Raw genomic sequence first — 23,613 nt, 5'->3', positions numbered from 1 at the left:
CGCACATGCCAAAAACTGCCGGTGATAAACCGAGTTTATCGCCCCGCCGCTCTTGCATTGCGCACGCCCTTCCACGATTTTGCTCGCCATGCGCCCCGCCCTCCTCGATCCGCTATTTGCAACCGTCGCCACGCTGACCGGCGTAGGGCCGAAGCTTGCCGATTTGCTGGCGAAGCTTTTGGGCCGGGAAAGCGCCGAGGAAAGCCGTGTCATCGACCTCCTCTTCCACGCGCCTTACAACATCATAGACCGTCGCAACCGCCCGGGCATTGCGCTCGCGCCACAGGGCGCCATCGTCACCATTCAGGGACGCGTGGACCGCCACCAACCAGCACCGCCGGGCAATCGCTCTGCCCCTTACCGTGTTTNCCTGCATGATGAGACCGGCGAACTGGCGCTGACCTTCTTCCGTGCCAAAGGCGATTGGCTGTCCAAAGCACTGCCGGTGGACGAAGAGGTGATGGTCAGCGGTAAGATCGACTGGTTCAACGGTCGTGCCTCCATGGTGCACCCAGACTTCATGGTGAAGGTCTCGGAGGCGGAGAACCTGCCGCTGGTTGAGCCAGTCTATCCGTTGACCGCAGGGCTTTCGCCCAAGGTCCTGAGACGCGCGATCGATGGTGCGCTCACTAAANTGCCGGTCTTTCCAGAATGGATCGACGAAGCACTTGCGGCGCGTGAGAGCTTTCCGCATGTGGCCGATGCCTTTCGCGATCTGCATGATCCACGCGACGTTGCCGATATCGACCCACAGGCCCCTGCACGCCGACGCCTCGCCTATGACGAATTTTTGGCCGGTCAGCTTTCCTTGGCGCTGGTGCGCCAGAGGCTGCGCAAGGTCACCGGCCGACCAATCCGCGCCAAAGGCGAGTTTGCCGCCAAAATTCTGGAGAACCTGCCATTTTCTTTAACGGCGAGCCAAAGCGCTGCGGTGAAGGACATTCTGACCGACATGGCGGGCGAAGACCGCATGTTGCGCCTGCTGCAAGGCGATGTCGGCGCGGGCAAGACGCTGGTGGCATTGATGGCCATGGCCACCGCCGTGGAGGCTGGCGGTCAGGCCGTGCTAATGGCACCGACCGAAATTCTGGCCCGCCAGCATTTCGCGACGATCTCAAAATTCGCCACAGCGGCTGGCATTTCCTGCGCGGTTCTGACAGGCCGCACCAAGGGCAAGGAACGCCGCGACATCGAAGACCGCATCGCATCCGGTGAGGCACAGATCGTGATCGGCACGCATGCGCTGTTTCAGGATAGCGTCAGCTACAAGAACCTCGTACTGGCGGTGGTGGATGAGCAGCATCGTTTCGGTGTGCATCAACGCCTGCGGCTGACCGCCAAGGGCATCTCTCCGCATATGCTGGTCATGACGGCAACGCCCATTCCCCGCACGCTGGTTCTGGCCGCCTTCGGAGACATGGACGTTTCAAAGCTCACTGAAAAACCGGCGGGCCGCAAACCGATCACGACGGTAACCATTCCAACCGAGCGCATCGGCGATATCGTCGCACGGCTGCGAAGTGCTCTTTCCGAAGGCAAGAAAGCCTACTGGATCTGCCCTCTCGTAGAGGAATCGGAGGAATCCGATCTCATGTCGGCGGAGGAACGTCACGCCGTTCTGTCGAAGTCACTGGGCGCAGACATAGGCCTCATTCATGGCCGTATGAGCGGGCCCGAGAAGGACGCAGCAATGCTGGCCTTCAAGACCGGCGAGACCCGCCTGCTGGTGGCGACCACTGTGGTCGAAGTGGGCGTCGACGTGCCGGATGCGACGATCATGGTTATCGAACATGCCGAGAATTTCGGCCTCGCCCAGCTTCATCAGTTGCGGGGACGCGTGGGGCGTGGCGAGGAGGCATCCACCTGCATTCTGCTCTACAAGGGACCGCTTAGCGAAACCGGCAAAGCGCGCCTTTCCATTCTACGCGACAGCGAGGACGGCTTCCTGATTGCCGAAGAAGACCTGAAGCTGCGCGGCGAAGGTGAGCTTCTTGGCACCCGCCAGTCCGGCACACCGGGCTTCCGCATCGCCAGTCTCGAAGCCCATGCCGACCTTCTGGAAATCGCCCGCAAGGATGCGGCCTACATCATAGAACGCGACGCGGAACTGGTGAGCGACCGTGGCCGCAACCTCAGAACCCTGCTCTATCTCCATCGCCGCGACGAAGCGATCCGTTTCCTCCATGCAGGCTGACCCATCATGAATGACATGCCCCTACCGCCCGCAGCTTTCTGCAAGGGCTACGCCCTTTGCTCTCCTGACAACCTGCTGCTGCCGGAAACCTTCGCGAAAAGCGAGAAGAAGGCAATTGGCAAAAACTTCAAAAAACCGGATCGCAAAAAAGCCTGGGCAAAAGCGCTGGAAGAAGGCTGGAGCGTAAAGTTCGTCTATATGCGCGTTTTTGTACCGGTGTTCCATTCAACGTCGACATCGACGGAAGTCTATGACGACGATTGATCAGGCACCGGCTCGACTGCGGTCTTCGGCGTAAANTCCGGTGCGACGAGGCCGCCTGAAATCAAAAGCTTTGCCCCGTCTTCCGGCGACATGTCCAGCATGATGATTTTATCTTTNGGCACAAACAACAGAAAGCCCGCCGTCGGAACCGGCGTCGGCGGAAGGAAGACCGCGACCATTTCCTGGCCGATCTCGTTGAAGCGGTAGGCCATCTCGCCGGTGGCGTCAGATGCAACGAAANCCATCGCCCATGTGCCGGGTGACGGAAACTCGATGAGGCCTACTTTTTNGAAGGAACTGGAATGCTCTTTCAGAACGGATTCGAACAGCTGCTTGATGCTTTTATAGATCGGCCGCACAAACGGCATGTGGTTCAGAACGGACTCGCCGACGCCCACGATCCATTTGCCGATGAGGTTGTTACCGAGAAAACCGATCAGCGTGATGCCGATGACAGCCACCAGAAGGCCGAAACCCGGAATGGCGACATCGAAATATTGCTCAGGATCGTAACGCGCCGGGATATAGGGCTTAACCCAACTGTCCACCCATTGCAGAAATGTCCAGACCAACCACATGGTGATCGTGACGGGCGCAAGGATGAGCACGCCGGTCAGGAAGCTGTTGCGCAAGCGGGTTGCGAAGGAGATTTTGACAGGGATTTCGGTCATGAATCCGCATAAATTCGAGAAACTTCAGAGATGAAGACTTTCTTGAAACGGACAGTGGCGAAACGCGTTCCGCCTTTCAAGTGAATTATCGAGCCGATGTGCACTGCGATACAAAATCCTGTTCGCAAGTGCGTTATCGCCACGGCTTATCGAGCGGTATCTGGCGCGGTCGTGACCGCGGATTTTACTCCACCGTCACCGACTTTGCCAGATTGCGCGGCTGGTCCACATCCGTCCCCATGAAAACGGCGGTGTGGTAGGCCAGAAGCTGGATCGGCAGTGAGAAGACCATGGGCGCGATAATCTCGTCCACGTTCGGAAGAACGATTGTTGCCATGGTTTCGAGCTTGGAGGCGCTAGCACCCTTCTCGTCCGTGATGAAGATGATCTTGCCGCCGCGTGCCGCGACTTCCTGCATGTTGGAAACGGTCTTTNCGAAAANGCGGTCATGCGGCGCGATCACGATAACAGGCATGTTCTCGTCGATCAGCGCGATAGGCCCATGCTTCAACTCACCAGCGGCATAACCTTCGGCGTGGATATAGGAGATTTCCTTGAGCTTGAGCGCGCCTTCCAGCGCCAGCGGATAGCTGGTGCCGCGCCCGAGATAGAGCACGTCCTTGAAGCGGGAAAGATCGCGCGACAGGGTTTCGATCTGTGGCTGGATGGTGTTCAGAACTTCGCTCATCATGCGTGGCATTTCGATCAGGTGGCGAACAAGGTCCGTTTCCTGCTCAACCGTCAATGTGCCGCGCGCCTTGCCAGCGGCAATGGCGAGCGATGCGAGAACCGCGAGCTGGCAGGTGAAGGCCTTGGTGGAGGCCACACCGATTTCGGGACCGGCAAGAATCGGGAACACCGCATCCGACGCACGCGCCATGGTGGATTCGCGCACATTGACGACGGTGCCGATCTTCAGGCCGTTTTCCTGGCAATAGCGCAGCGATGCCAGCGTATCAGCGGTTTCGCCGGACTGAGAAATGAAAATTGCAGCCTGCGTGGGCAGAAGCGGCATTTCGCGGTAGCGGAATTCCGAAGCGACATCGATCTCAACCGGCAGACGCGCATAACGCTCGAACCAGTATTTGCCGATGAGGCCGGAAAGATAGGCCGTGCCGCAGGCGGAAATGGCAAGGCCTGTCAGTTTGGCGAAGTCGATGGCAGGGTCGGCATCCTTCACGCGTTTCTCAGCGAAATCGATATAATGGCTAAGCGCGTGAGAGATCACCTCCGGCTGCTCGTAGATTTCCTTCTCCATGAAGTGGCGGTGGTTGCCCTTGTCCACGACATACGCCGTTGCCTGCGAAATCTGACGCTGACGCTCGACTGGATTGCCGGCGAAATCAATGATCTCCACGCCATCGCGCGTCAGGATGGCGCAGTCGCCGTCGACCAGATAGGTGATTTCATTGGTGAAGGGCGACAGAGCGATGGCGTCTGACCCTAGGAACATTTCACCCTTTCCATAACCGATAGCGAGCGGCGGGCCGGAACGGGCAGACAACAGCGTGTCAGGATCATCCTGAAAGATCACGCCCAGCGCATAGGCACCGGTCACGCGGTTGAGCATCGCCAGCATGGCGGCGCGGTGACCAAGCCCTTCGCGCGTAAATTTCGCCAGCAACTGCGCTACGACTTCCGTGTCCGTCTGCGTGGTGAAGACGGCACCTTCCGCCGTCAATTCGTCGCGCAATTCTGAGAAATTTTCGATGATGCCATTGTGAACGACAGCGACGCCATCCACGAAATGCGGGTGGGCATTGGTTTCATTGGGAACGCCATGGGTCGCCCAGCGGGTGTGGGCGATGCCGGTCAGGCCTGATAGGGGCTCATCGAACAGCTTCTTTTCCAGATTGAAAAGCTTGCCTTCGGCACGGCGGCGGGCGAGTGCGCCATTATGAATCGTTGCGACGCCAGCGGAGTCGTAACCCCGATATTCCAGACGCTTCAGCGCTTCCACAAGGCGCTCCGCAACCGGCTGCGTTCCAACAATTCCAACTATGCCGCACATGCACTTCTCCAAAACATTTTAGCTAGCGGAAGTCCTAGCGATTTCCGCGAAATCTGCAATTGCGGTTGCAGTCACTTTCAGTGTCTATCCGTTACGATCTCAGGACTTTTTTCTGGCGTCCTTGATGGCCTGCGCACGGGCGCGCAAAGCCTCGGCTCGCCCCTCCTTTGTCTCTTGCCGCGCGCGACCGAAAGCCAAAGCACCTGCGGGTACATCTTCGGTAATGACGCTACCGGACGCGACATAGGCGTCGTCACCAATCGCAACAGGTGCGACCAGCGATGAATTGGAGCCGACAAAGGCATTCTTGCCAATGCGCGTTTCATGCTTGTTGATACCATCATAATTGCAGGTAATCGTCCCTGCCCCGATGTTGCTGCCAGCTCCTATGAAGGCGTCGCCGATATAGGTGAGGTGATTGACCTTGGCCCCCTCGCCGATCTCGGCCTTCTTGACCTCGCAGAAATTGCCGACCTTGGAATTGGCGGCCAGATTTGCACCTGGGCGCAGCCGTGCGTAGGGACCAACGGTCGCGCCACCGCTCACATGCGCACCTTCGAGATGCGAAAATGCGTGGATGACAGCACCGGATTCGATGGTCACACCCGGCCCGATCACCACGTGGGGCTCAATCAATGCATCCTGACCTATCTTTGTATCCCAGGATAGAAACACGGTTTCCGGCGCGATCATCGACACACCGTCAATCATGAACTGATGGCGCGCGCGCTCCTGCCAGAGCTTTTCGATATAAGCCAGTTCAGCGCGATTGTTGCAGCCGGTCAATTCTGTCTCAGGCGCATCGATGGCAACTGCCTTGCCGCCCAGCGAACGGGCGACTTCAACGATATCCGTCAGATAATATTCGCCCTTGGCGTTGTTGTTGCCGATGCGAGAGAGCAAATCGAGCGCCCGGCGGCCATTGATCGCCATCAGGCCGCTGTTGCACCAGGTAACCTTGCGCTCTTCCTCCGTCGCATCCTTCTCTTCTCTGATCGCAACGAGTTCGCCGTTCTCAACAAGCAGACGGCCGTAACCGGCCGGCTTATCGGTATGGAAACCGATGACCACGACATCGACATTGTCAGTCAGCGCCTGACGCGCCTTGTTGAGTGTTTCGGATGTCAGAAGCGGCACGTCGCCATAGGCGACCAAAATATCGTCGTAACCGCTTTCTATAGCCGCGCGCGCCGCCAGAACGGCGTTGCCGGTGCCCAGACGTTCTTTCTGAAGATACGGCTCAACGCTGACGCCAGCACTCCGCGCCGCATCCGCCACCTTGTCCGCATCACGGCCGACGACGAGTGCAGCAGAACTGACGCCTGCGCCCGCGACAGCCTGCATCACATGCGCAATCATTGCCCGGCCAGCGACAGGATGCAGCACCTTCGACATGGACGATTTCATGCGTGTGCTTTCACCAGCGGCGAGAATGACGGCGAGGCAACTGCGTTCCATTGATATCTCCGACTTGATCGTTCATTTGGCCGCCAATCAAACGGCAGACTGTTTCGCCACGCTATAAACGCTCGAGAATAAAGAAACCATGGAAATTGCGTGACAGCAGGAAACCTGCCGTGAGCGGGATATGAAAAGTCGCGCCTGTTTACGGGCGCGGCTTGAATTGGTGAAACTCCACGGTCGTCATGCTTGGTCCCCGGATCAAGTCCGACGATGTCCCGGACATCTACCACGTTGCAATTCAGGAGACCTAGGTAGATCCTCGGGACAAGCCCGAGGATGACGACGGAGAGCAAGCGAACTGCTTACTGCGGCAGCTTGTCGTCCACGCCTGCGACGTAGAAGTTCAGGCCGAGAAGGACCTTGTCTTCAGCCTTTTCGCCAGCCTTCAGCCACTCGGAGCCATCCTGCTTCTTGATCGGGCCGGTGAAGGGGTGCAACTCGCCGGACTTGATCTTGGCTTCGGTTTCCTCAGCCATCTTCTTCACGTCATCAGGCATGTTGGTGTAAGGCGCCATGGTGAGAATGCCGTCTTTCAGGCCGTCCCATATCGATTCTGACTTCCATGTGCCATCGAGAAGCGCCTGTGTGCGCTTGATGTAATAAGCGCCCCAAGTATCGACAATTGCCGTCATTTGCGTGGTTGGGCCAGCCTTGATCATGTCGGATGCCTGACCGAAGGCCTTGATGCCGCGCTCGGCAGCAACCTGCATCGGAGCGGTGGTGTCGGTGTGCTGGGTCAGAATATCGACGCCCTGGTCGATCAGCGCCTTGGCAGCATCGGCTTCCTTGCCGGGGTCGAACCATGTGTTGGCCCATACGACCTTGACCTTGAATTCCGGGTTAACCGACTGCGCGCCCAGAACGAAGGCGTCGATGCCCATGACCACTTCAGGGATCGGGAAGGACGCAATGTAACCGGCGACACCCTTCTTCGACATCTTGGCTGCGATCTGGCCCTGAATGTAGCGGCCTTCGTAGAAGCGCGAATTGTAGGTGGCGAGGTTCTCGGCGTTCTTGAAGCCGGTTGCGTGTTCGAACTTCACCTTCGGGAATTTCTGGGCAACCTTTACCGTCGCGTCCATGAAGCCGAACGACGTCGTGTAGATCAGTTCACAGCCGGAACGGGCCATGCGCTCGATTGCGCGCTCGGCATCTGGTCCCTCTGGAACGCTTTCGAGGAAAGGCGTTTCGATCTTGTCGCCGAAATGCGTCTGCAATTCCTGACGGCCGATATCGTGCGCCTGCGTCCAGCCGCCATCAGTCTTGGTGCCGACATAAACGAAGCAGACCTTCTTGGCGTCTGCGGCTTGGGCTGCGGGAACCACGCCGACGATGGCGGCGGCCGAGGCGGCCAGTGCGATGATAAGTTTCTTCATTTTTACCCCTGATTGGTTAGGTTTGATTTTGTTTTTAGCGATCCGGAACGAACGGTTTGCCGAGCGATGCCGGTGTGTTGATCAGCGTTGTGCGACGATTATGGGAGATGATGATGAGGACCACAATAGTCGCTATGTAAGGCATTGCTGAAAGAAGTTGGGACGGTACGCCGATGCCGAAAGCCTGCGCGTGCAGCTGGCCGATGGTGACGGCCCCAAAGAGGTAGCCGCCCGCCAGAACCCGCCATGGCCGCCAGGAGGCAAACACCACCAGCGCCAGCGCAATCCAGCCGCGTCCGGCCGACATGTTTTCCACCCATTGCGGCGTGTAGACCAAGGACAGCTGCGCCCCGGCCAGCCCCGCGCAGGCACCTCCGAACATGACGGCAAGGTAGCGCGTGCGGATGACGTTGATGCCCAGCGCATGGGCGGAGCCGTGATTATCGCCAATGGCACGGATTTTGAGGCCCGCGCGGCTCTTGAACAGAAACCAGCCAATACCGATGACCAGCGCAATCGACATGTAAAAANTCAGATCCTGCCGGAAANGCGCAGGTCCAATAACGGGAATTTCGGACAGCATCGGAAAGACGATAGGCGGCAGCTTGACGCCGGGAAGGCCGACGAAGCTTTCACCCAACATGCCGGACACACCGAGACCCAGAAGCGTCAGCGCAAGCCCCGTCGCCACCTGGTTCGTCACCAGCGTCAGCGTCAGGAAACCGAACAGCAGCGAGAAGACAGCACCGGATGCGATACCGGCGACGATGCCGATATAGGGAGAACCGGTAAGATGGGCGGCAGCAAAGGCGCAGACGGCACCCATGATCATCATGCCCTCGACACCGAGGTTCAGCACGCCTGCACGCTCCGTCACCAGCTCGCCGAGAGCGGCGATGACCAGCGGCGTTGCAGCGGTAATGACGGTCAGAAGGATCGCCTGAAACATATCCATCATGCGGCTCCTTCGATGTTGCTGCCGCGCCCGAAACGGACCCGTATCTTGTAGATGATCAGCGTATCGCAGGAGAGCACGAAGAACAGCATCAACCCCTGAAACACACGTGTGACCTTGTCGGATACACCGATAGACAGTTGCGCTGCCTCGCCACCAAGATAGGTCAGCGCCAGCACGAAGCCGGATGCGATGATGCCGAGCGGGTTCAAGCGACCGAGAAACGCGACGATGATAGCGGTAAAGCCGTAACCAGGCGAAATCGAAGGCTGCAAATGGCCGATGGAGCCTGAGACTTCCGAAATGCCCGCAAGCCCCGCCATGGCGCCGGACAGAACCAGCGAAAACCACACCATGCCGCGTGAAGAGAAACCGGCAAAGCGCCCTGCCCTTGGAGACTGGCCAAGCACGGTCACCTGAAATCCCTTGAGCATGAAGCGCATCATGAACCACAGCGCGATGGCGGCGATGATGGCAAAGACGATGCCCCAATGGGCGCGACCGGATTCGAGAAGCTCAGGCAGCACGGCGCTTTCGTTGAACGGCGTCGTCTGCGGGAAATTATAGCCAGCCGGATCACGCCAAATGCCGCGCACCAGCCAGTCAAGGAACAGCTGGGCGACATAGACCAGCATCAGGCTGGTCAGAATTTCATTCGTGTTGAAACGCGTTTTCAGCAGCGCCGGAATGCCCGCATAAAGCGCTCCACCCATGGCCCCCATGATCAGCATCAGCGGCAGGATCATCGGCGATTGCCATTCAGGATACAGAACCGGCAAAATGGAGCCCGTGATCGCGCCGGTGGTGAATTGCCCTTCGGCACCGATATTCCAATTGTTGGAGCGATAGCAGATCGACAGGCCAACCGCGATGAGGATCAGCGGCGCGGCCTTGATTGCCAGCTCATGCAATGACCAGACTTCCAGCAGCGGATCGATGAAGAAACTGTAGAGCGCGCTGAACGGGTTCTTGCCCAGCAGCGCAAACATGATGGCGCCGAAGACAAGCGTCAGGAAAAGCGCCAGTAAGGGCGACAGAAAGGCGAAAATGTTTGAGACGCCGGTCCGTTTCTCGAGTTCAATGCGCATGGGCTTGAGCCTCCGCATGTCCAGCGTCAAGACCGCCCATCAGAAGTCCGATCTTTTCACGCGTCATTTCGCCCGCCGGATAGGATTGCGACAAACGCCCATCGGAAATAACGGCAATGCTGGAGGCCACTTCAAAGATTTCATCCAGATCCTGACTGATGACGATGACAGCCGAACCTGCCTTGGCAAGATCGACCAGCGCCTGACGGATACGGCTGGCGGCACCCGCATCCACGCCCCAGGTCGGCTGGTTGACGACCAGCACCGACGGCTGGCGATCCAACTCACGACCGACGATGAATTTTTGCAGGTTTCCACCCGAAAGCGAACCCGCCAGCGGATCATCCCCGCTTTTGCGAACATCCATGGCGGCTGAAATACGCTTGGCGGCATTCTTGATGGTGGAACTGCGGATGACCTTTAGAACCCCAGCGCTGAGGAAGGCTTTTCTGTCGGAGCGACAGCGGGCCAGAAGCAGATTGTCAGACAGTGTCATGGTCGGCACGGCGGCGTGGCCGTGGCGCTCTTCGGGCACGAAACCGGCACCCAGCAGGCGGCGACCATTGATACCCATGCGACCGACAGGCTTGCCACGCAGGAAAATCGAGTCATCCTTNGCCACCGGATATTCGCCGGAGAGAGCGTCGAACAATTCCCCCTGCCCGTTACCGGCAACACCGGCAATGGCCAGAACCTCGCCAGCGCGGACCTTCATGGAGATGTCTTTGAGAGAAACGGCAAAGGGCGTGCGGGCTGCAACGGAGAGACCGATCACTTCCACACTCACGTCACCGGTTGTACCGGTGTCATCGCGCTCAATGCCAGCGACATCGGAACCCACCATCATGCGCGCTAGCGAAGACGGTGTTTCCTTGCGGGGATCGCAGGCGCCCGTGACTTCGCCATGACGCAGAACCGTGGCGCGGTCGCAGATGCGTTGCACCTCTTCCAGCCGGTGACTGATGTAAAGAACCGAGCGGCCCTCGGCCTTCAGCTTCGCCAGTGTTTCAAACAACCGGTCCGCTTCCTGTGGCGTCAGCACGGAGGTCGGCTCGTCCAGAATAATAAGTTGAGGGTTTTGCAGCAGGGCGCGGACGATTTCGATACGCTGACGCTCGCCCACCGAAAGATCGGCGACATGAGCGTAAGGGTCAAGCGGCAAGCCATAGGCCTTGGACAACGCTTCTGCCTCACGGGCAATCTCTTTCAGCGAGATTTTCGGGTCGAGCGACAGCGCGATGTTTTCGGCAACCGTCAGCGCTTCGAACAACGAAAAATGCTGGAAANCCATGCCGATGCCGAGCCGACGCGCCTCGCCTGGGGAACCGATGCGAACCGGCTCGCCCTTCCACAGGATATCACCTGCCGATGGCTCCAGCACGCCAAAAAGCATCTTGACCAGAGTGGATTTGCCAGCACCATTCTCACCCAAANGCGCATGAATTTCACCGGGTGCAATATCGAGATCGATCGCATTGCAAGCGCCGAATGTTCCAAACAGCTTGGTCAGCTGGCGAACGGACAATAGAGGCAAGGCCTCAGACGTCACCGATCCCGTCACCTGTTCCCCTTTNCCAACCCGCCGCCGCACTTTCTTCGAAGTGTTGAACGACTGAGCCGATAGTCATGCACTAAATTTGGGCAGTGCCCTTAATTGATACTAGATACCCGTTTTACGGCTCTGTACAACTGAAAACGCATTCAAAACCACAGTTTTGAACGACTGTTTNCAAGACGGGGTTTTTCCACCCAGTGACGGCAGCAACTGCATAACGCCACCGACGCAGTAAAGGTAGATGCTGGTAATAACGACGCCTGCCACCACCCAATCTGGCGTAGTGAAGTGCAGAAGGAGAGAATACCCGCCCAATGCGCACCAGATAAGGAAAATAGTCATGTTGAGCGGCCGCAAGCGCTTCACCCGCACGGGATGCAGGAAGTTGATCGGCAAGAAGGTCAGGACAACGGAAATCGTAACGATGATCATTGCGGTCGTCGCACTGGCATCGATGACGAAGAGCGTAAAGACGAGCATATTCCACACGACGGGGAAGCCAGAGAAGAAGTATTCATCCGTTTNCATGCCCATGTCAGCATAATAAATCGCACTGGAAACGACGATCATGCCAGCAGCCACGAATGACCATGGCTCGCCGATCATACCGCTTTGATAAAGGGCGAAAGCAGGCAGAAGAACATAGGTCACGTAGTCGATGATATTGTCCAGCGTATCGCCGGACCAGTTGGGCAAAACCTCTTTGACCCGCACTTTTCGTGCAATCGGACCATCGATGCCGTCAACCAGAAGCGCAAGCCCGAGCCACCAAAACATATCCACAAAGCGATGCTCTGCCGCCGCGACCACGCCCAGAAATGCCAGAAACGAGCCTGAGGCGGTGAGAATATGGACGGAAAATGCGCGTATTTCAGCGTAAGGCACACGCTTGTATTTGAATATCTTCATAGTCAGCGCAGGCGCCTCGTGTTTTATCCACTACGTCCAGTCCGGTATGCGGCCATTTATCGCTGTTTGCAACCATGCGCGAAAGCTTATCCTGATGCTAATATGCATTTTACTTCGTCCTCATGACGATTGCGACACAGATGGGTTCTGGATTCGGCACGTCCGAACTTCTATGTTGGAACGCGTATTAGGTGTTGAAGGTAAANGCTGGATTGGACAGGACGATGAGAAACTTCGAGATTGCCATCGTGGGTGCAGGACTTGCAGGTCAGATCGCCGCCATCGCACTCGCCCGTTCAGGCCGCAGCGTCGCGCTGATAGCGCCTATATCCGATAAGACGGATCATCGCACCACGGCCTTGATGGACCAGTCCATTCGTTTTCTGGATCGCCTTGGCCTCTGGTCACGGATCGAGCCATCCGCGGCCAAGCTTTCCACCATGCAGATCATCGATGGCACGGACCGTTTGCTGCGCGCGCCAACGGTGGCTTTCCGCTCGTCAGAAATCGGCCTGCCCGCCTTTGGATGGAACATGGCCAATCACACGCTCCTGACGGTGTTAAGCGAGGCAGTCGCGCAAGAAAATAACATCACTGTTATCGACGGCGTCGCTGACGCGATAGAAATCACAGAACGCGAGGCGACCGTCACCCTTGAAGATGGCGAGCAGATTTCCGCAAGTTTCCTGGTCGGTGCAGATGGCAAAAAGTCGAAGGTGCGCGAAGCCGCGAAGATCGGCGTGCGCTCGTGGTCCTATCCACAGACCGCCATGGTGCTGAACTTCGAGCATAGCCGCCCTCATGGCAATGTTTCCACGGAATTTCACACACAAACGGGGCCTTTCACGCAAGTGCCTCTGCCCGGCAACCGTTCCAGTCTTGTCTGGGTGGTAACACCGCAGCAGGCCGCCGAAATCACCATCCTTCCATTGGAAGACCTCAGCCGCCGCATCGAGGACCGCATGCAGTCCATGCTCGGTAACGTGAAAGTCTCCGATGACGTGCAGACGTGGCCGCTTTCCAGCATGACCGCGCATCGTTACGGCAAGGGCCGCGTGGCGCTGGTCGGTGAATCCGGCCACGGTTTTCCGCCGATCGGTGCCCAGGGCCTGAACCTCAGCCTGCGAGATATCATCGTGTTGACCGAACTTCTCGGCACGCTGACGGGCAAGACGATACCCGGTGATGCAGGCTCGACATTCGACCGTCGCCGCCGCGCAGATGTCGTCAGCCGGACGCTCAGCGTCGATCTTCTGAACCGCTCGCTGCTATCAAGCCTTCTGCCCGTACAGATGGCGCGCGCAGCGGGCCTGCATGTTCTCTCCAGCGTCGGGCCTTTGCGGGGTCTGGTCATGCGGGAAGGCATCGAGCCAGGCCGCGGCATCAAAGCCCTGCCCTCGATGATTTNCGGCAGCCTCAGACGCTCATGGAACGGATGAGATAAAGCACCAAGGAGACGGTGAAAACCGAAAGGCCTGTGGTCACAAGAATCGTTGCCGACGCGCGTTCCTGCCAAACCCCATATTGCTGGCCGATGACGAAGACATTCGTGGCGGTCGGCAGTGCGGCCAGCAGCACCGCCGTTGAAACCCATATCGGATCGAAAGAGCCGAAGGACGACAGAATGAAATAGGCCAGCAGCGGGTGCAGAATGAGCTTCGCAGGAACGATATAGCTGATTTCAACCGGTACTCTTTTCAGCGGGCGCAAAGCCAGCGTCACACCCATGGCAAACAGAGCGCAGGGTGCTGCCGATTGCGACAGATAGTCCACCAGTTGCTGCACCGGTTGAGGTGGCTGCCAGCCGATGACGGCGGCGAGAAANCCCGCGATGACAGATAGAATGAACGGATGGGTCAGAACCTTGCGCGTCACATCGCCCGCCAGCGTCAGCGGCGGTCGTTTGTCTCCCCCGGCAATCGCCATCAACGCCGGGGCCGTCACGAAATGCATGGCATTCTCAAGACAAACGATCAGCGCAACAGGAACGGCGGCGCGCTCTCCGAAGGCCAGAAGTGCAAGGCCCGGCCCCATATAACCGATGTTACCGTAACTGCCGGCGAAGCTTTGAATCGTGGTATCAGCCAGGCTGTTGCGGCAGACCAAATAGCCGATCACGAAGAGCAGCGTAAAAATGGAGTACGTCGCCAAAAGGCTAAGGCCAACGAAATCCATGCGCGCCAGCTGATCGACGGGCGTCTTGGCAACCAGCTTGAAAAACAACGCCGGCAGAGCCGCATAAATGATGAAAGTGTTCAGCCAGCCAAGCGCTTCGGCAGGCTGCTTGGTAATGCGCCCGGCGAGATAGCCGATCAAGATCAGTCCGAAAAACGGAAACAGCAATCCGGCGATCTCAGCCATGGCTCCCCCTCACCGCTTGTAATGCCATAAGTGCTTTAACCGATTTGCATAAGTATTGGAAAGCTTTCCTGAAACCAGATTGCGACATTGGTGATGAAACCGGACATAAAGGCTATCCCCGTCAGGATGAGAAGCACACCCATCGCTTTTTCCACCACGCCGAGATGACGACGAAAGCGGGCCAGGAACCGCATGAAGCTTCCCGAAAATACGGCCGCGATCCAGAATGGAATGGCAAGCCCGGCGGAATAGACGGCGAGCAACATCGCCCCTTCCCCCACCGTATCTCTCGCAGCCGCCACACCCAGAATGGCACCGAGGACAGGCCCGATGCACGGCGTCCAGCCAAAGGCAAAGGCGAGGCCCATGACATACGCCCCCGACAGTGTCGCTGGCTTGCCGCCGCTCTGAAACCGAGCCTCGCGTGAAAATAGCCCGATGCGGAACACGCCGAGGAAATTAAGCCCCATGAGAATGATGATGAAGCCGCCGATCTTGGCGAGGATATCCAGGTTCTGGCGCAGCACCATGCCGATACTGGACGCACCTGCGCCCAACGCCACGAACACCGTCGCGAATCCGAGCGTAAAAAACAGTGCAGCAAACATCACCGCTCGTCGAACTTGCGGCTTTGCCTCAAATCGCTCATCCCGGAACTGCTCCACGGAGATGCCCGCCATGTAGCACAGATAGGGCGGCACCAATGGCAGCACGCAGGGCGACAAAAACGAGAGTGCACCGGCCAGAAGCGCTGTAAAANGAGAGATATCTGCGATGGACAAGGACTGACTCCGCTACATTTCGAAACGCATTTAACGCGGCCAACCCCTTACGACCAATCACCTTTTNGCGCTCGCGACAAAAAANTGCGGGAACGAGAAATATTCGCGTTTTTATGGGTTGACCGCAGACGTGCCTCTACCTATGTTCCGCGCACTTCCAAAGGGCGCTTCACCGCCGCAGAGGAACACGCAGCCCGGCTTTTGAAGCAACTGAATTTGACACAGCTTTTGTGTTTATGTGTCAGAGGGATACGCGGAACGATATGGTGAGAGAGGCTAGCTCAGCTGGTAGAGCAGCGCACTTTTAATGCGCGGGTCGTGGGTTCGAGTCCCACGCCTCTCACCAACAAATTCAAAAACTTACATCTTGATAACGGCCGAGAACGGGCTAGAATCACTCTCACACATGTCTCGCACAGTTTGAGAGGATTAAATGACCTCACATTCCATTCTTGGCGATAAGGTTCGCGTCTATCGCCGCGCCAACAGTTCGCTGTGGCAATGCTCCACATACCTCGAAGGCCGAGAGTGGCGGGTCAGCTCCAAAACCGACAGTCTGGCACTGGCCAAAGAGTTTGCCGAAGACTGGTATCTTGAACTGCGCGGCAAAAGCCGTATCGGCCAGTTGAAGATGGAACGGACGTTTGCCGACGCCGCCAAGCAGTTCATGACCGAATACGTGCCGCTGACCAAAGGCGAGCGCAACCCAAAATACGTCAAAGACCATCAAGCGCGGCTGGACAATCACCTCATCCCCTTCTTTGGGAAGCTCGGCCTCAGCACCATCACGGCGGGCAAGGTACAGGAATTCCGCGTTATGCGNCTGGTGCCTCATCCAGAGACCGGCAAGGTGCCCTCACGCGCTACCCTGCACCATGAGACCGTCACCCTCCGGCAGGTTATGAAAACCGCGCTGCGGCACGACTGGATCAGCCACCTCCCCGACTTTTCCGCGCCGTATCGCGCGTCCGGCAAGATCAGCCACCGCGCGTGGTTTTCACCCGAAGAATACAAGCGGCTTTACACGCATACCCGCGAGCGCATTAAAACCGCCAAGGGAATGCCTTGGGAATATCCACTTGCGCAGATGCATGACTACATCCTGTTCATGGCCAATACCGGCTTACGGCCCGATGAGGCCAACCGCCTGGAATACCGTGACGTAACGTTCGAGACCGACCCAGATAACGGCGAGCGCATCCTGTTGATCGAAGTGCGCGGCAAACGTGGGTTTGGTTACTGCAAGAGCACCACGGGCGCTGTGCATCCGTTTGAGCGGCTGGTGAAGCGCAATGCGCCCAAGCCAACCGATCTGGTGTTTCCGCAGGATCACAAGAAACAGTTCAACAAGGTTCTGACTGACTGCGAACTCAAGACCGACCGCGAGGGCAACCGGCGTTCGGCTTACAGCCTGCGCCATACCTATATCTGCCTGCGGCTGCTGGAAGGTGCCGACATTTACCAGATCGCCAAAAATTGCCGGACAAGCGTGGAGATGATCGAGAAGCACTATGCGGTACATCTAAAGAACACGCTGGATGCCAAGGCTATCAACGTGCGTAGAAAGGTGAAGGCGGTTACTGCCGAGGCGTAACCAGCTTGAACATTTGCGGGCTGCATGTATCAATGCGTAACAGCGCACCTACGCATCACCATGTGTACGCATTGAAGAGGTGGTGATGCGATGCACGGTTTTCTAACCAGCCGTAAGACGAACTGGAGAAAACCGGCAAGTGCGTCAGGGGGACACCCCCTGAACCCCCGTCCGTGCCGGAGCAAGGTGAATTGGCTATCTATCACCTGAATGTCAAAAATATCAGCCGGAGCGACGGACGCTCCGTCGTCGCTGCCGCCGCGTACCGCGCTGGGGAAGTGTTACCCAACGAAGCGGAAGAACGGCTGTCGGACTTCGGTGGACGCCGCGACGTGATCACCAGCAGCATCCGCCTGCCTGTTGGCGCACCCGACTGGATGGCCGACCGGTCGCGTTTATGGAACGCGGTCGAACTGGCCGAAAAGCGCCACGATGCGCGGCTGGCCAAGGAAATAGAATTCGCCCTGCCCCGTGAACTGCCGCGCTCCGCGTGGCTGGGCATTGCCCACGCGATGGCTGACGCCTACACCGCGCAGGGCTTTGTCGCGGATTTCGCCATTCATGACGATGGCACCCAGCACAATCCCCATATCCATATCCTGCTGACCACCCGCGTTATTACGTCGGAGGGCTTTGGCCCGAAAATCCGCAGTGCCGACGGGCGGCAGTTTATCAGTGAAGCACGGGTGACGTGGGAGCGGGTTGCCAACGCCGCCTTGACCAAGGCGGGTGTGAGTGCCGCCATCGACAGCCGCAGTTACGCCAAGCGCAAGCTTGACCGCACACCGGGCCAGCATCGCGGGCCGGACCGAGAGGAACGGCGTGCCCGCAGGCAGCGCCAGCGAGAAAGGGAAAGCATGACTCCGAACCATGATGACCGCGACCTGCCAGTGCCCGACCCGGACGGATCACCTATCCATCCGCGCGAGCTTGCATCAGCCGAACGGCGGATGCTTGACGAAGTCGAACGGGAAGACCTTCCCGTGACTTTAGCGCCGAACGGCGTTCCCCATGCCGCATGCGATGAGGTTGAGCGGCTGAACAGCCGCGAAATCAGTGAGGATGACGCGCTGAACTACAGGCTGGCACCTGAAAACTTGCTGGACTGGCTTGGTGATCCCGCTCCAGCGCAGGATGAAGCGACGCTGGAACGGTGGGAAANCCATCTTGATTGGCTAGAAGTGGATAACAGACAACCCACAAAGAGTGGTCCGGAAGAGCGGCAACGTGAACAAGACCGCAATCGGTGATACATGGGAGCAGTCACTCAATCTCTAAATCGGACGAGATCGCCTTGCCATTCGTCACCATCCCGGAAAAANTACCCGATATAGTCGTTTCTCGCGAACTGCTTATGATCTGGCCCCGCTCTGTGTGTTCCCAACCCGCCGTCTTTCTCCACCCAGACACGCCAAGCAACTTTTAAATCATGATCTTCTGCAAATTTTTCGATAATATCGAGGCGGAAGCACGCAGCGTTATCACCCTGATTTGGCTTGTCTGCAAANGCTGGCTTCTCATCCTGCGTCACGAAAACGGATGACCACCCGTTCTTAGGTTTTAATTTCATATAGCCTAATATGGCTGGATGAGGCGCAATGAAGTCGGGCTCGTCACGTACCCCGCTGTGGTCAAACTCTGTGTATTTGGGTGAGAACGCTTTTTTCGGCCTTGCAAACTGAAAGTCCGCTGCCTGATACTCCAAAGATAAGACGGGCGGAGATGCTTGATGCTTGTAACTCAATTGAGCCCAGAGGTGAAAATCTGTCGAGCCATGGTCAAAGACGTCACTGTTATTTTCGCTGATCTCATCGGTCGTCAAATTAGCTAGTTTGTCCAGATCAAAACGTTTCACCAAAATTAACTCTACGCCATACTGAGCACTTCGAAAGGGCTCCTCTACTTCAAACCCACGCATGTAGTTTTGGCTTCTGCAATGGCAGCGTTGCATCGCCCAAAGTGTTCCTTCCGGATCAGATTGGACAAGATATTGCGTTAGGTCGGGAATATCATCGAGTGTTTNCGTCCAATTCATATTTCGTTTCGGTGTATCCACCACAAACGCCATCGGTGGTACCACAAAGCCGTCAGGCATAAATGTTTCCACTGGCCTACTGTAACTGCCGCTAAAATAGGTTGGATCAATATCCGCGTTTTGGAACGATTCTAGGCACGCCAGAATAGTTGGCTCTTGATCCCAATTCACATACCAGTGATAATCCGCTAGATAGCCAACTAGTTCGCCGTAGGCAATATGCTGATATTTCTTGCCAATTCGTTCGACACGATGATCGCGTCTTCCATCTGAAANTGCGAGTGATTCCCTCTCAACGTTTTCATGCAGAGCTCGATTCCACCCCAATTCCAACGTGCGTTTGAATACCCAGTATTGAGCCTCCAATAGTGAAAATTTACGAATACCTTTTNCACCGTAGCGGTTTAACGGCTTAATACGATAAANCTCGACCCGCAAGTGCTCGGGCAATTTGGCAACAAGCTCTTGCTGTAACTCTGTAAGTCTCGTCTCGAAGTCCTTGGCGCTATCAACGTCTTCCTTGCCTGCGTTTTCGGGATCTACCGACGCCAACAAATCCGAGAAGCGTGTCTCTGTAATCAGGCTGGAAACGTCCGCTATCTCAGTGTGCAGGGCCGTGGCTGACTCCCNAAGTGCGTCCACTTGCTCCCAAAAANCGGAAATTTCCTGCTCCCGCGTTGGGGGCGGAGTGCCTCTACGAACTTCTTGCGAAAAGCTGCTGGAGATTCCTCCCATCGTATAACGGCCAAAATCGCCTGCCATGGTAGGCGCTCTTCCGTCAAACCGGGCTGGAACGAAGCCGATGACCGAACCGAAAATTGATCGCGCTGTCTCCCTCTGCTCCACGACGTCTTCGAGTCTAGGCCAATCTTTAATTGGCTCTGAAGCATAAGGTGGTGCCGCCCTCGCAACCACTTTATCATCGATACCCGCGCTATTGAACACAGCGTGATCCACAATGATCTGCGCATAACGCCTCGTCCATGCATGCCGTTCAACCGGCATTCTAGTGAACACCATATTGTCGACTGCAATTGCCGCTTCTTTTATTAAAGCCTTATCCTCGCAATAAAGGACACCGGCCGAGGCAGCGGCAAGAACTCGCTCCCGCACGTAAGCATCGTCCCACGTTTCAAACTCGTTTATAAGCGCAGGAATTTCCTCTGGATATTTCGTAAGCAGACTAGCAAGCGCTTTCGTCGCACAATCACGCAATTGTCTGTCTGTAGTCGAAGTCATCAACGCCAATGCGGTGGCGGCCAGATGAATCTTACTCAACTCGACGGATATTTTGGGGGCGACCCACGCCCAATCTATCAGTTGCTGCACGACTGACCAGTCATCCTCGTACGTCTCGCTCTTGCCAACCAAATAAACCGACCAGCTTGCGTCCCTTTCACCAAGCGTTAGGGATGCAAGCTCTTGCTTCAAGTATGCAGCATTAATGGGACTATTGGGCAGAGTTGCCATTGCAAGGAGTAGAGTAAACCACTGCGTATCATCAATAACCTGTTCATCACCATGAACTGGTTTGCGTTGCGACTCCAGGAGCTCGACAGTTCGCTCAGTGATAGCCTCACCACGTCGCCAGAGAAGGGACGCAAGAAAGTCTTCAACCGATACATCAACGGCTTCCATGAAGTTGTCATCAAGGTCGAGGAGCTCAACTTGCCAGAGGATCGGCGTCAACGCGAGAAGAGCAACCCTTAACCCTGCAAACTCATGGATGCGGTCTTCCGAAAAAACATATTCGTATGTCCCGCCATTTTNCAGCGCCTCGGCGAGTTGACCGGGAGTTTNGCAATCTCGCAAAATAGCTTCAGCGACAAAGAAGTCGCTAAACTTCTGGAAACCGAAGGAAATCCGTTTCCCACTTTCTGCATCCCGCGACGGAGAATCTAAAAGCACGCCCTCATCGATAAGACGGGAGATGAACCTGTCGCTTTCTTTTGCTGGCGGACCTAGGTTTATGGCGTCTTCACAGAGTTTAGCTGCAACCTCGTAAGCCAGATATTCGCTTCCCGTCGAAGCCATCTCTGCCGCTATTTTGTTCAAGGCATTGGAGATTTTTCCGTCGTTCAATGAAAGTCTGTCAAATCGCTTTTCAACGAGATTTTTCTCGACGGCTTTGAGCCAAAACGAGATAATTTTGGCAATAGAATCCATTCCTCGGGGGAACGAAGTTTGCGCGGATGATTTGAGGAAATCAACAGCTGTCGATAAAAACAGTGGACTTAAAAGAAGCTCATTCAGGCCGAAAACTGGAGCGGAAAACCGTTCAATGCCATGGCGATCCAAATATTCTTTAGCTGCCTCTCCCAAATGGCCTCTAAATCCATAGTGGAAGACCCTTGGAATATCCACATCGGACCGAATGCATAAGTCGTGATAAGAAGAACGCACGGTGATACAAANTGCTAGCCGCTCAAATTTTCTGAGCTGGCCATACAGTGCCGGAATACCAGCCTGCCAGCCCGCAGCATTCAAGCTTTCATTGATGCCATCGATAATCAGTAACGCAGGCCCACCGGCAGCGAGCGCTGCGCTATCGAGCGCCGCCAGAAACGTTTCAAATCTTATATCCGCGATATCGAGATATCTCAGGATCTCCTGTTCGGGTCTGTCGCCGTGGTCCAGTGTTCTTGCTGGTATAAACAGAGCGGGATTACCATCTCTGATGTGAGATTCGACCTCTTTCGCTACTAAATGCGATTTACCAGCTCCGGCGTCCCCCTCCACTAGCAGCGCTGGTTGCCCAAGGATTTTTCGATCTGAAACAGAAAAAACAAGGCTGGCGTTCCTCAAATATCCTGCGACGTCATTTATGGCACTCCTAACTGCACTAGAATAAACATACACAGAGTTTGTTTCGTCCGTTTTAGGGGTGATAACGTCAATTCTCTCAAATCGGGCTTGAAGGAGCGCTTGGTAAGCAGGCATAGCCCGGTCTATCGTCTGGACGTCATCGAGACACTCAGACAAATCGCAGGCGTACAGGTTGTCTACATTAAGGGCCTGCAAAAGCGCGAGAATTCGCTCCACTTCAGCTTGGATCTTGTCGCAATGTTCGCGTAGCGGCTCCGCGCCACTGCCCGTCCCCATGATGTCACGGAGCGCGATGCTCGCGTCAATTAAGTTTTTAGATACAGAGGTAAGACGGTCCCGAACGCTATGGTGGCGTCGCAGTATTTGCAATTTTTTGTTAATGCCGACATCAACGTGATCGTCAGGGCGATACCGCTTACCAATGTAATCGCGCGATTTACTCAGTTGGTTTTCAAACCACTGCTTGTCAAAGGAATTTTCGTCAAACCAATACAACCGCATTCCGGAGTAACGCGCTTCATTCCGTTGCAGCTTACTGACGAAGTAGGTTTCATCCCAAAGCTCTATCGAAACTGACCGCCCTCTTTTATTAGATTCTTGTTGGCTCCATTTTTTGAAATTGATCCACTGTTTCGTCTGAGTATCGTTTNCACCCTCAGCAGAACCTGACAGATTTCGTGGAATAGCAACGTAATAGCGTTCCAACTGAGGAAANTGAGTTAGTGCAGATCTGAATGATTTTTTGAGTTGTGTTACCTCTGATGCCCCAAATCCATCAGGGAAGTATTTGCTCTGCCAGCCCCACACACGCCCATCCGAAAACTTCACGGCAATTTCGACGCCGCCGTCTGCGCCAGGACCACGATTCTCGATGGACGAGTAATTTTCAGGTGGATCAGCCAACACAAGCTGACGAGTGAGTTCCTCAAACCCATCGTTCTGGGAGCTTCGGTGTTTGCGGATATTTCTGAAGTTTATATCGGGAAGTTTCAAGGCACGCTGCTTTCCTGCTGTGTAGGCATGGGCATCATCTCGTATCCGACGGGAACACTCAACATTAGAGTTTGCTGGACAATATCTTTCCACAACGCAAGGAGGTAAATCTTCCCCAGCAGAAGTGAGGATCGCCACATCGAACACTGTTTTAGACTAGCTCCTCAAATCAAGAGGGGCTAATCTTCAAAAANTGAACCAAGACATGCGCACGTTCCCGGCCAATCGTGCCGTCGTACTCAAAAATATCCGCTGCGTGTATTGCGGCGAGATGCTATCGGGCCTGAACCGGACCAAAGACCATGTGATCGGGCGACGTTTCGTTCCCAAAGGCAAGTTCAACGCTCAGTTCAATCTTATCGTCAACGCCTGCCGCGCCTGCAACAATAAGAAAGCCGATCTTGAGGACGATATTGCCGCTATCACCCTTGCGCCTGATGTCACAGGCCGCCACTCCCATGACGATCTACCTGCCATCGAAGAGGCAAGACGACGTGCGGAAAATTCCATAAGCCGGAGAACGCGCAAGCCAATC

13 protein-coding genes, 1 tRNA gene and 1 pseudogene are annotated in these 23,613 nt (G+C 56.1%); 5 read left to right on the top strand and 10 right to left on the bottom strand.

From position 1 onward, the window contains the following. The first annotated feature begins 88 nt into the window (after positions 1–88). Together recG and CUC55_RS02295 are read left to right on the top strand one after the other, a co-directional pair. Positions 89–2,194 carry an ATP-dependent DNA helicase RecG gene (recG, locus tag CUC55_RS02300; protein ID WP_103086856.1) on the top strand — a complete coding sequence of 702 codons (2,106 nt, stop codon included), beginning with the start codon at positions 89–91 and terminating at the stop codon, positions 2,192–2,194. A 6-nt stretch (positions 2,195–2,200) separates the two neighbouring features. Beyond that, entirely contained in the window at positions 2,201–2,458 is a 258-nt protein-coding gene (locus CUC55_RS02295) for a hypothetical protein (protein WP_067652644.1), read from the top strand. On the opposite strand, the gene CUC55_RS02290 is transcribed toward CUC55_RS02295, so the two are convergent. The 8 genes and pseudogenes from CUC55_RS02290 to pcsA form a co-directional block, all read right to left on the bottom strand. After that, entirely contained in the window at positions 2,443–3,129 is a 687-nt protein-coding gene (locus CUC55_RS02290) for a DUF502 domain-containing protein (RefSeq protein ID WP_103086855.1), read from the bottom strand. The two genes, CUC55_RS02295 and CUC55_RS02290, sit on opposite strands and share 16 nt — an antisense overlap. A 184-nt stretch (positions 3,130–3,313) precedes the next feature. Then, positions 3,314–5,140: a glutamine--fructose-6-phosphate transaminase (isomerizing) gene (glmS, locus tag CUC55_RS02285; protein ID WP_103086854.1), complete on the bottom strand. Its 1,827-nt coding sequence runs from the start codon at positions 5,138–5,140 to the stop codon at positions 3,314–3,316. Positions 5,141–5,239: 99 nt separating this feature from the next. Then, a complete protein-coding gene (glmU, locus tag CUC55_RS02280; protein WP_067652638.1) occupies positions 5,240–6,598 on the bottom strand; it encodes a bifunctional UDP-N-acetylglucosamine diphosphorylase/glucosamine-1-phosphate N-acetyltransferase GlmU in 1,359 nt (452 codons plus the stop codon). A gap of 308 nt (positions 6,599–6,906) precedes the next feature. After that, positions 6,907–7,980 carry a BMP family ABC transporter substrate-binding protein gene (locus CUC55_RS02275; RefSeq protein ID WP_067652636.1) on the bottom strand — a complete coding sequence of 358 codons (1,074 nt, stop codon included), beginning with the start codon at positions 7,978–7,980 and terminating at the stop codon, positions 6,907–6,909. 34 nt (positions 7,981–8,014) lie between these two features. After that, positions 8,015–8,935, bottom strand: a complete 921-nt coding sequence (locus CUC55_RS02270) for an ABC transporter permease (protein ID WP_103086853.1) — start codon at positions 8,933–8,935, stop codon at positions 8,015–8,017. Next, positions 8,935–10,023, bottom strand: a complete 1,089-nt coding sequence (locus CUC55_RS02265) for an ABC transporter permease (protein ID WP_067652630.1) — start codon at positions 10,021–10,023, stop codon at positions 8,935–8,937. The genes CUC55_RS02270 and CUC55_RS02265 overlap by 1 nt, the downstream gene beginning before the upstream one ends. Next, positions 10,013–11,572: an ABC transporter ATP-binding protein gene (locus tag CUC55_RS02260; protein WP_170063805.1), complete on the bottom strand. Its 1,560-nt coding sequence runs from the start codon at positions 11,570–11,572 to the stop codon at positions 10,013–10,015. Before CUC55_RS02260 ends, CUC55_RS02265 begins: the two co-directional genes overlap by 11 nt. 192 nt (positions 11,573–11,764) lie before the next feature. Beyond that, a pseudogene (pcsA, locus tag CUC55_RS02255) lies at positions 11,765–12,487 on the bottom strand (phosphatidylcholine synthase); the annotation flags it as partial. 224 nt (positions 12,488–12,711) lie between these two features. Here pcsA and CUC55_RS02250 point away from each other — a divergent pair. Continuing rightward, complete coding sequence (locus tag CUC55_RS02250) at positions 12,712–13,926, top strand: UbiH/UbiF family hydroxylase (RefSeq protein ID WP_103086852.1); 1,215 nt, start codon at positions 12,712–12,714, stop codon at positions 13,924–13,926. Here CUC55_RS02250 and CUC55_RS02245 read toward each other — a convergent pair. Together CUC55_RS02245 and CUC55_RS02240 are read right to left on the bottom strand one after the other, a co-directional pair. Next, positions 13,904–14,848: an AEC family transporter gene (locus CUC55_RS02245; protein WP_067652625.1), complete on the bottom strand. Its 945-nt coding sequence runs from the start codon at positions 14,846–14,848 to the stop codon at positions 13,904–13,906. The genes CUC55_RS02250 and CUC55_RS02245 overlap by 23 nt on opposite strands. A 35-nt stretch (positions 14,849–14,883) precedes the next feature. Beyond that, positions 14,884–15,630 (bottom strand): cytochrome c biogenesis CcdA family protein, encoded by a 747-nt coding sequence (locus CUC55_RS02240; RefSeq protein ID WP_103086851.1) that lies wholly within the window; start codon positions 15,628–15,630, stop codon positions 14,884–14,886. Positions 15,631–15,900: 270 nt separating this feature from the next. Between CUC55_RS02240 and CUC55_RS02235 the strand changes: the two genes are divergently transcribed. Both CUC55_RS02235 and mobQ read left to right on the top strand, forming a co-directional pair. Next, positions 15,901–15,976 (top strand) — tRNA-Lys (locus tag CUC55_RS02235). Positions 15,977–17,397: 1,421 nt separating this feature from the next. Then, positions 17,398–18,474, top strand: a complete 1,077-nt coding sequence (gene mobQ / locus CUC55_RS02225; RefSeq protein WP_425352710.1) for a MobQ family relaxase — start codon at positions 17,398–17,400, stop codon at positions 18,472–18,474. Positions 18,475–23,613 lie beyond the last annotated feature (5,139 nt).

The organism is Agrobacterium bohemicum (assembly GCF_002896715.1).
Lineage (GTDB): Bacteria > Pseudomonadota > Alphaproteobacteria > Rhizobiales > Rhizobiaceae > Agrobacterium > Agrobacterium bohemicum.
This window is presented reverse-complemented; position numbering and strand designations above follow the sequence as displayed.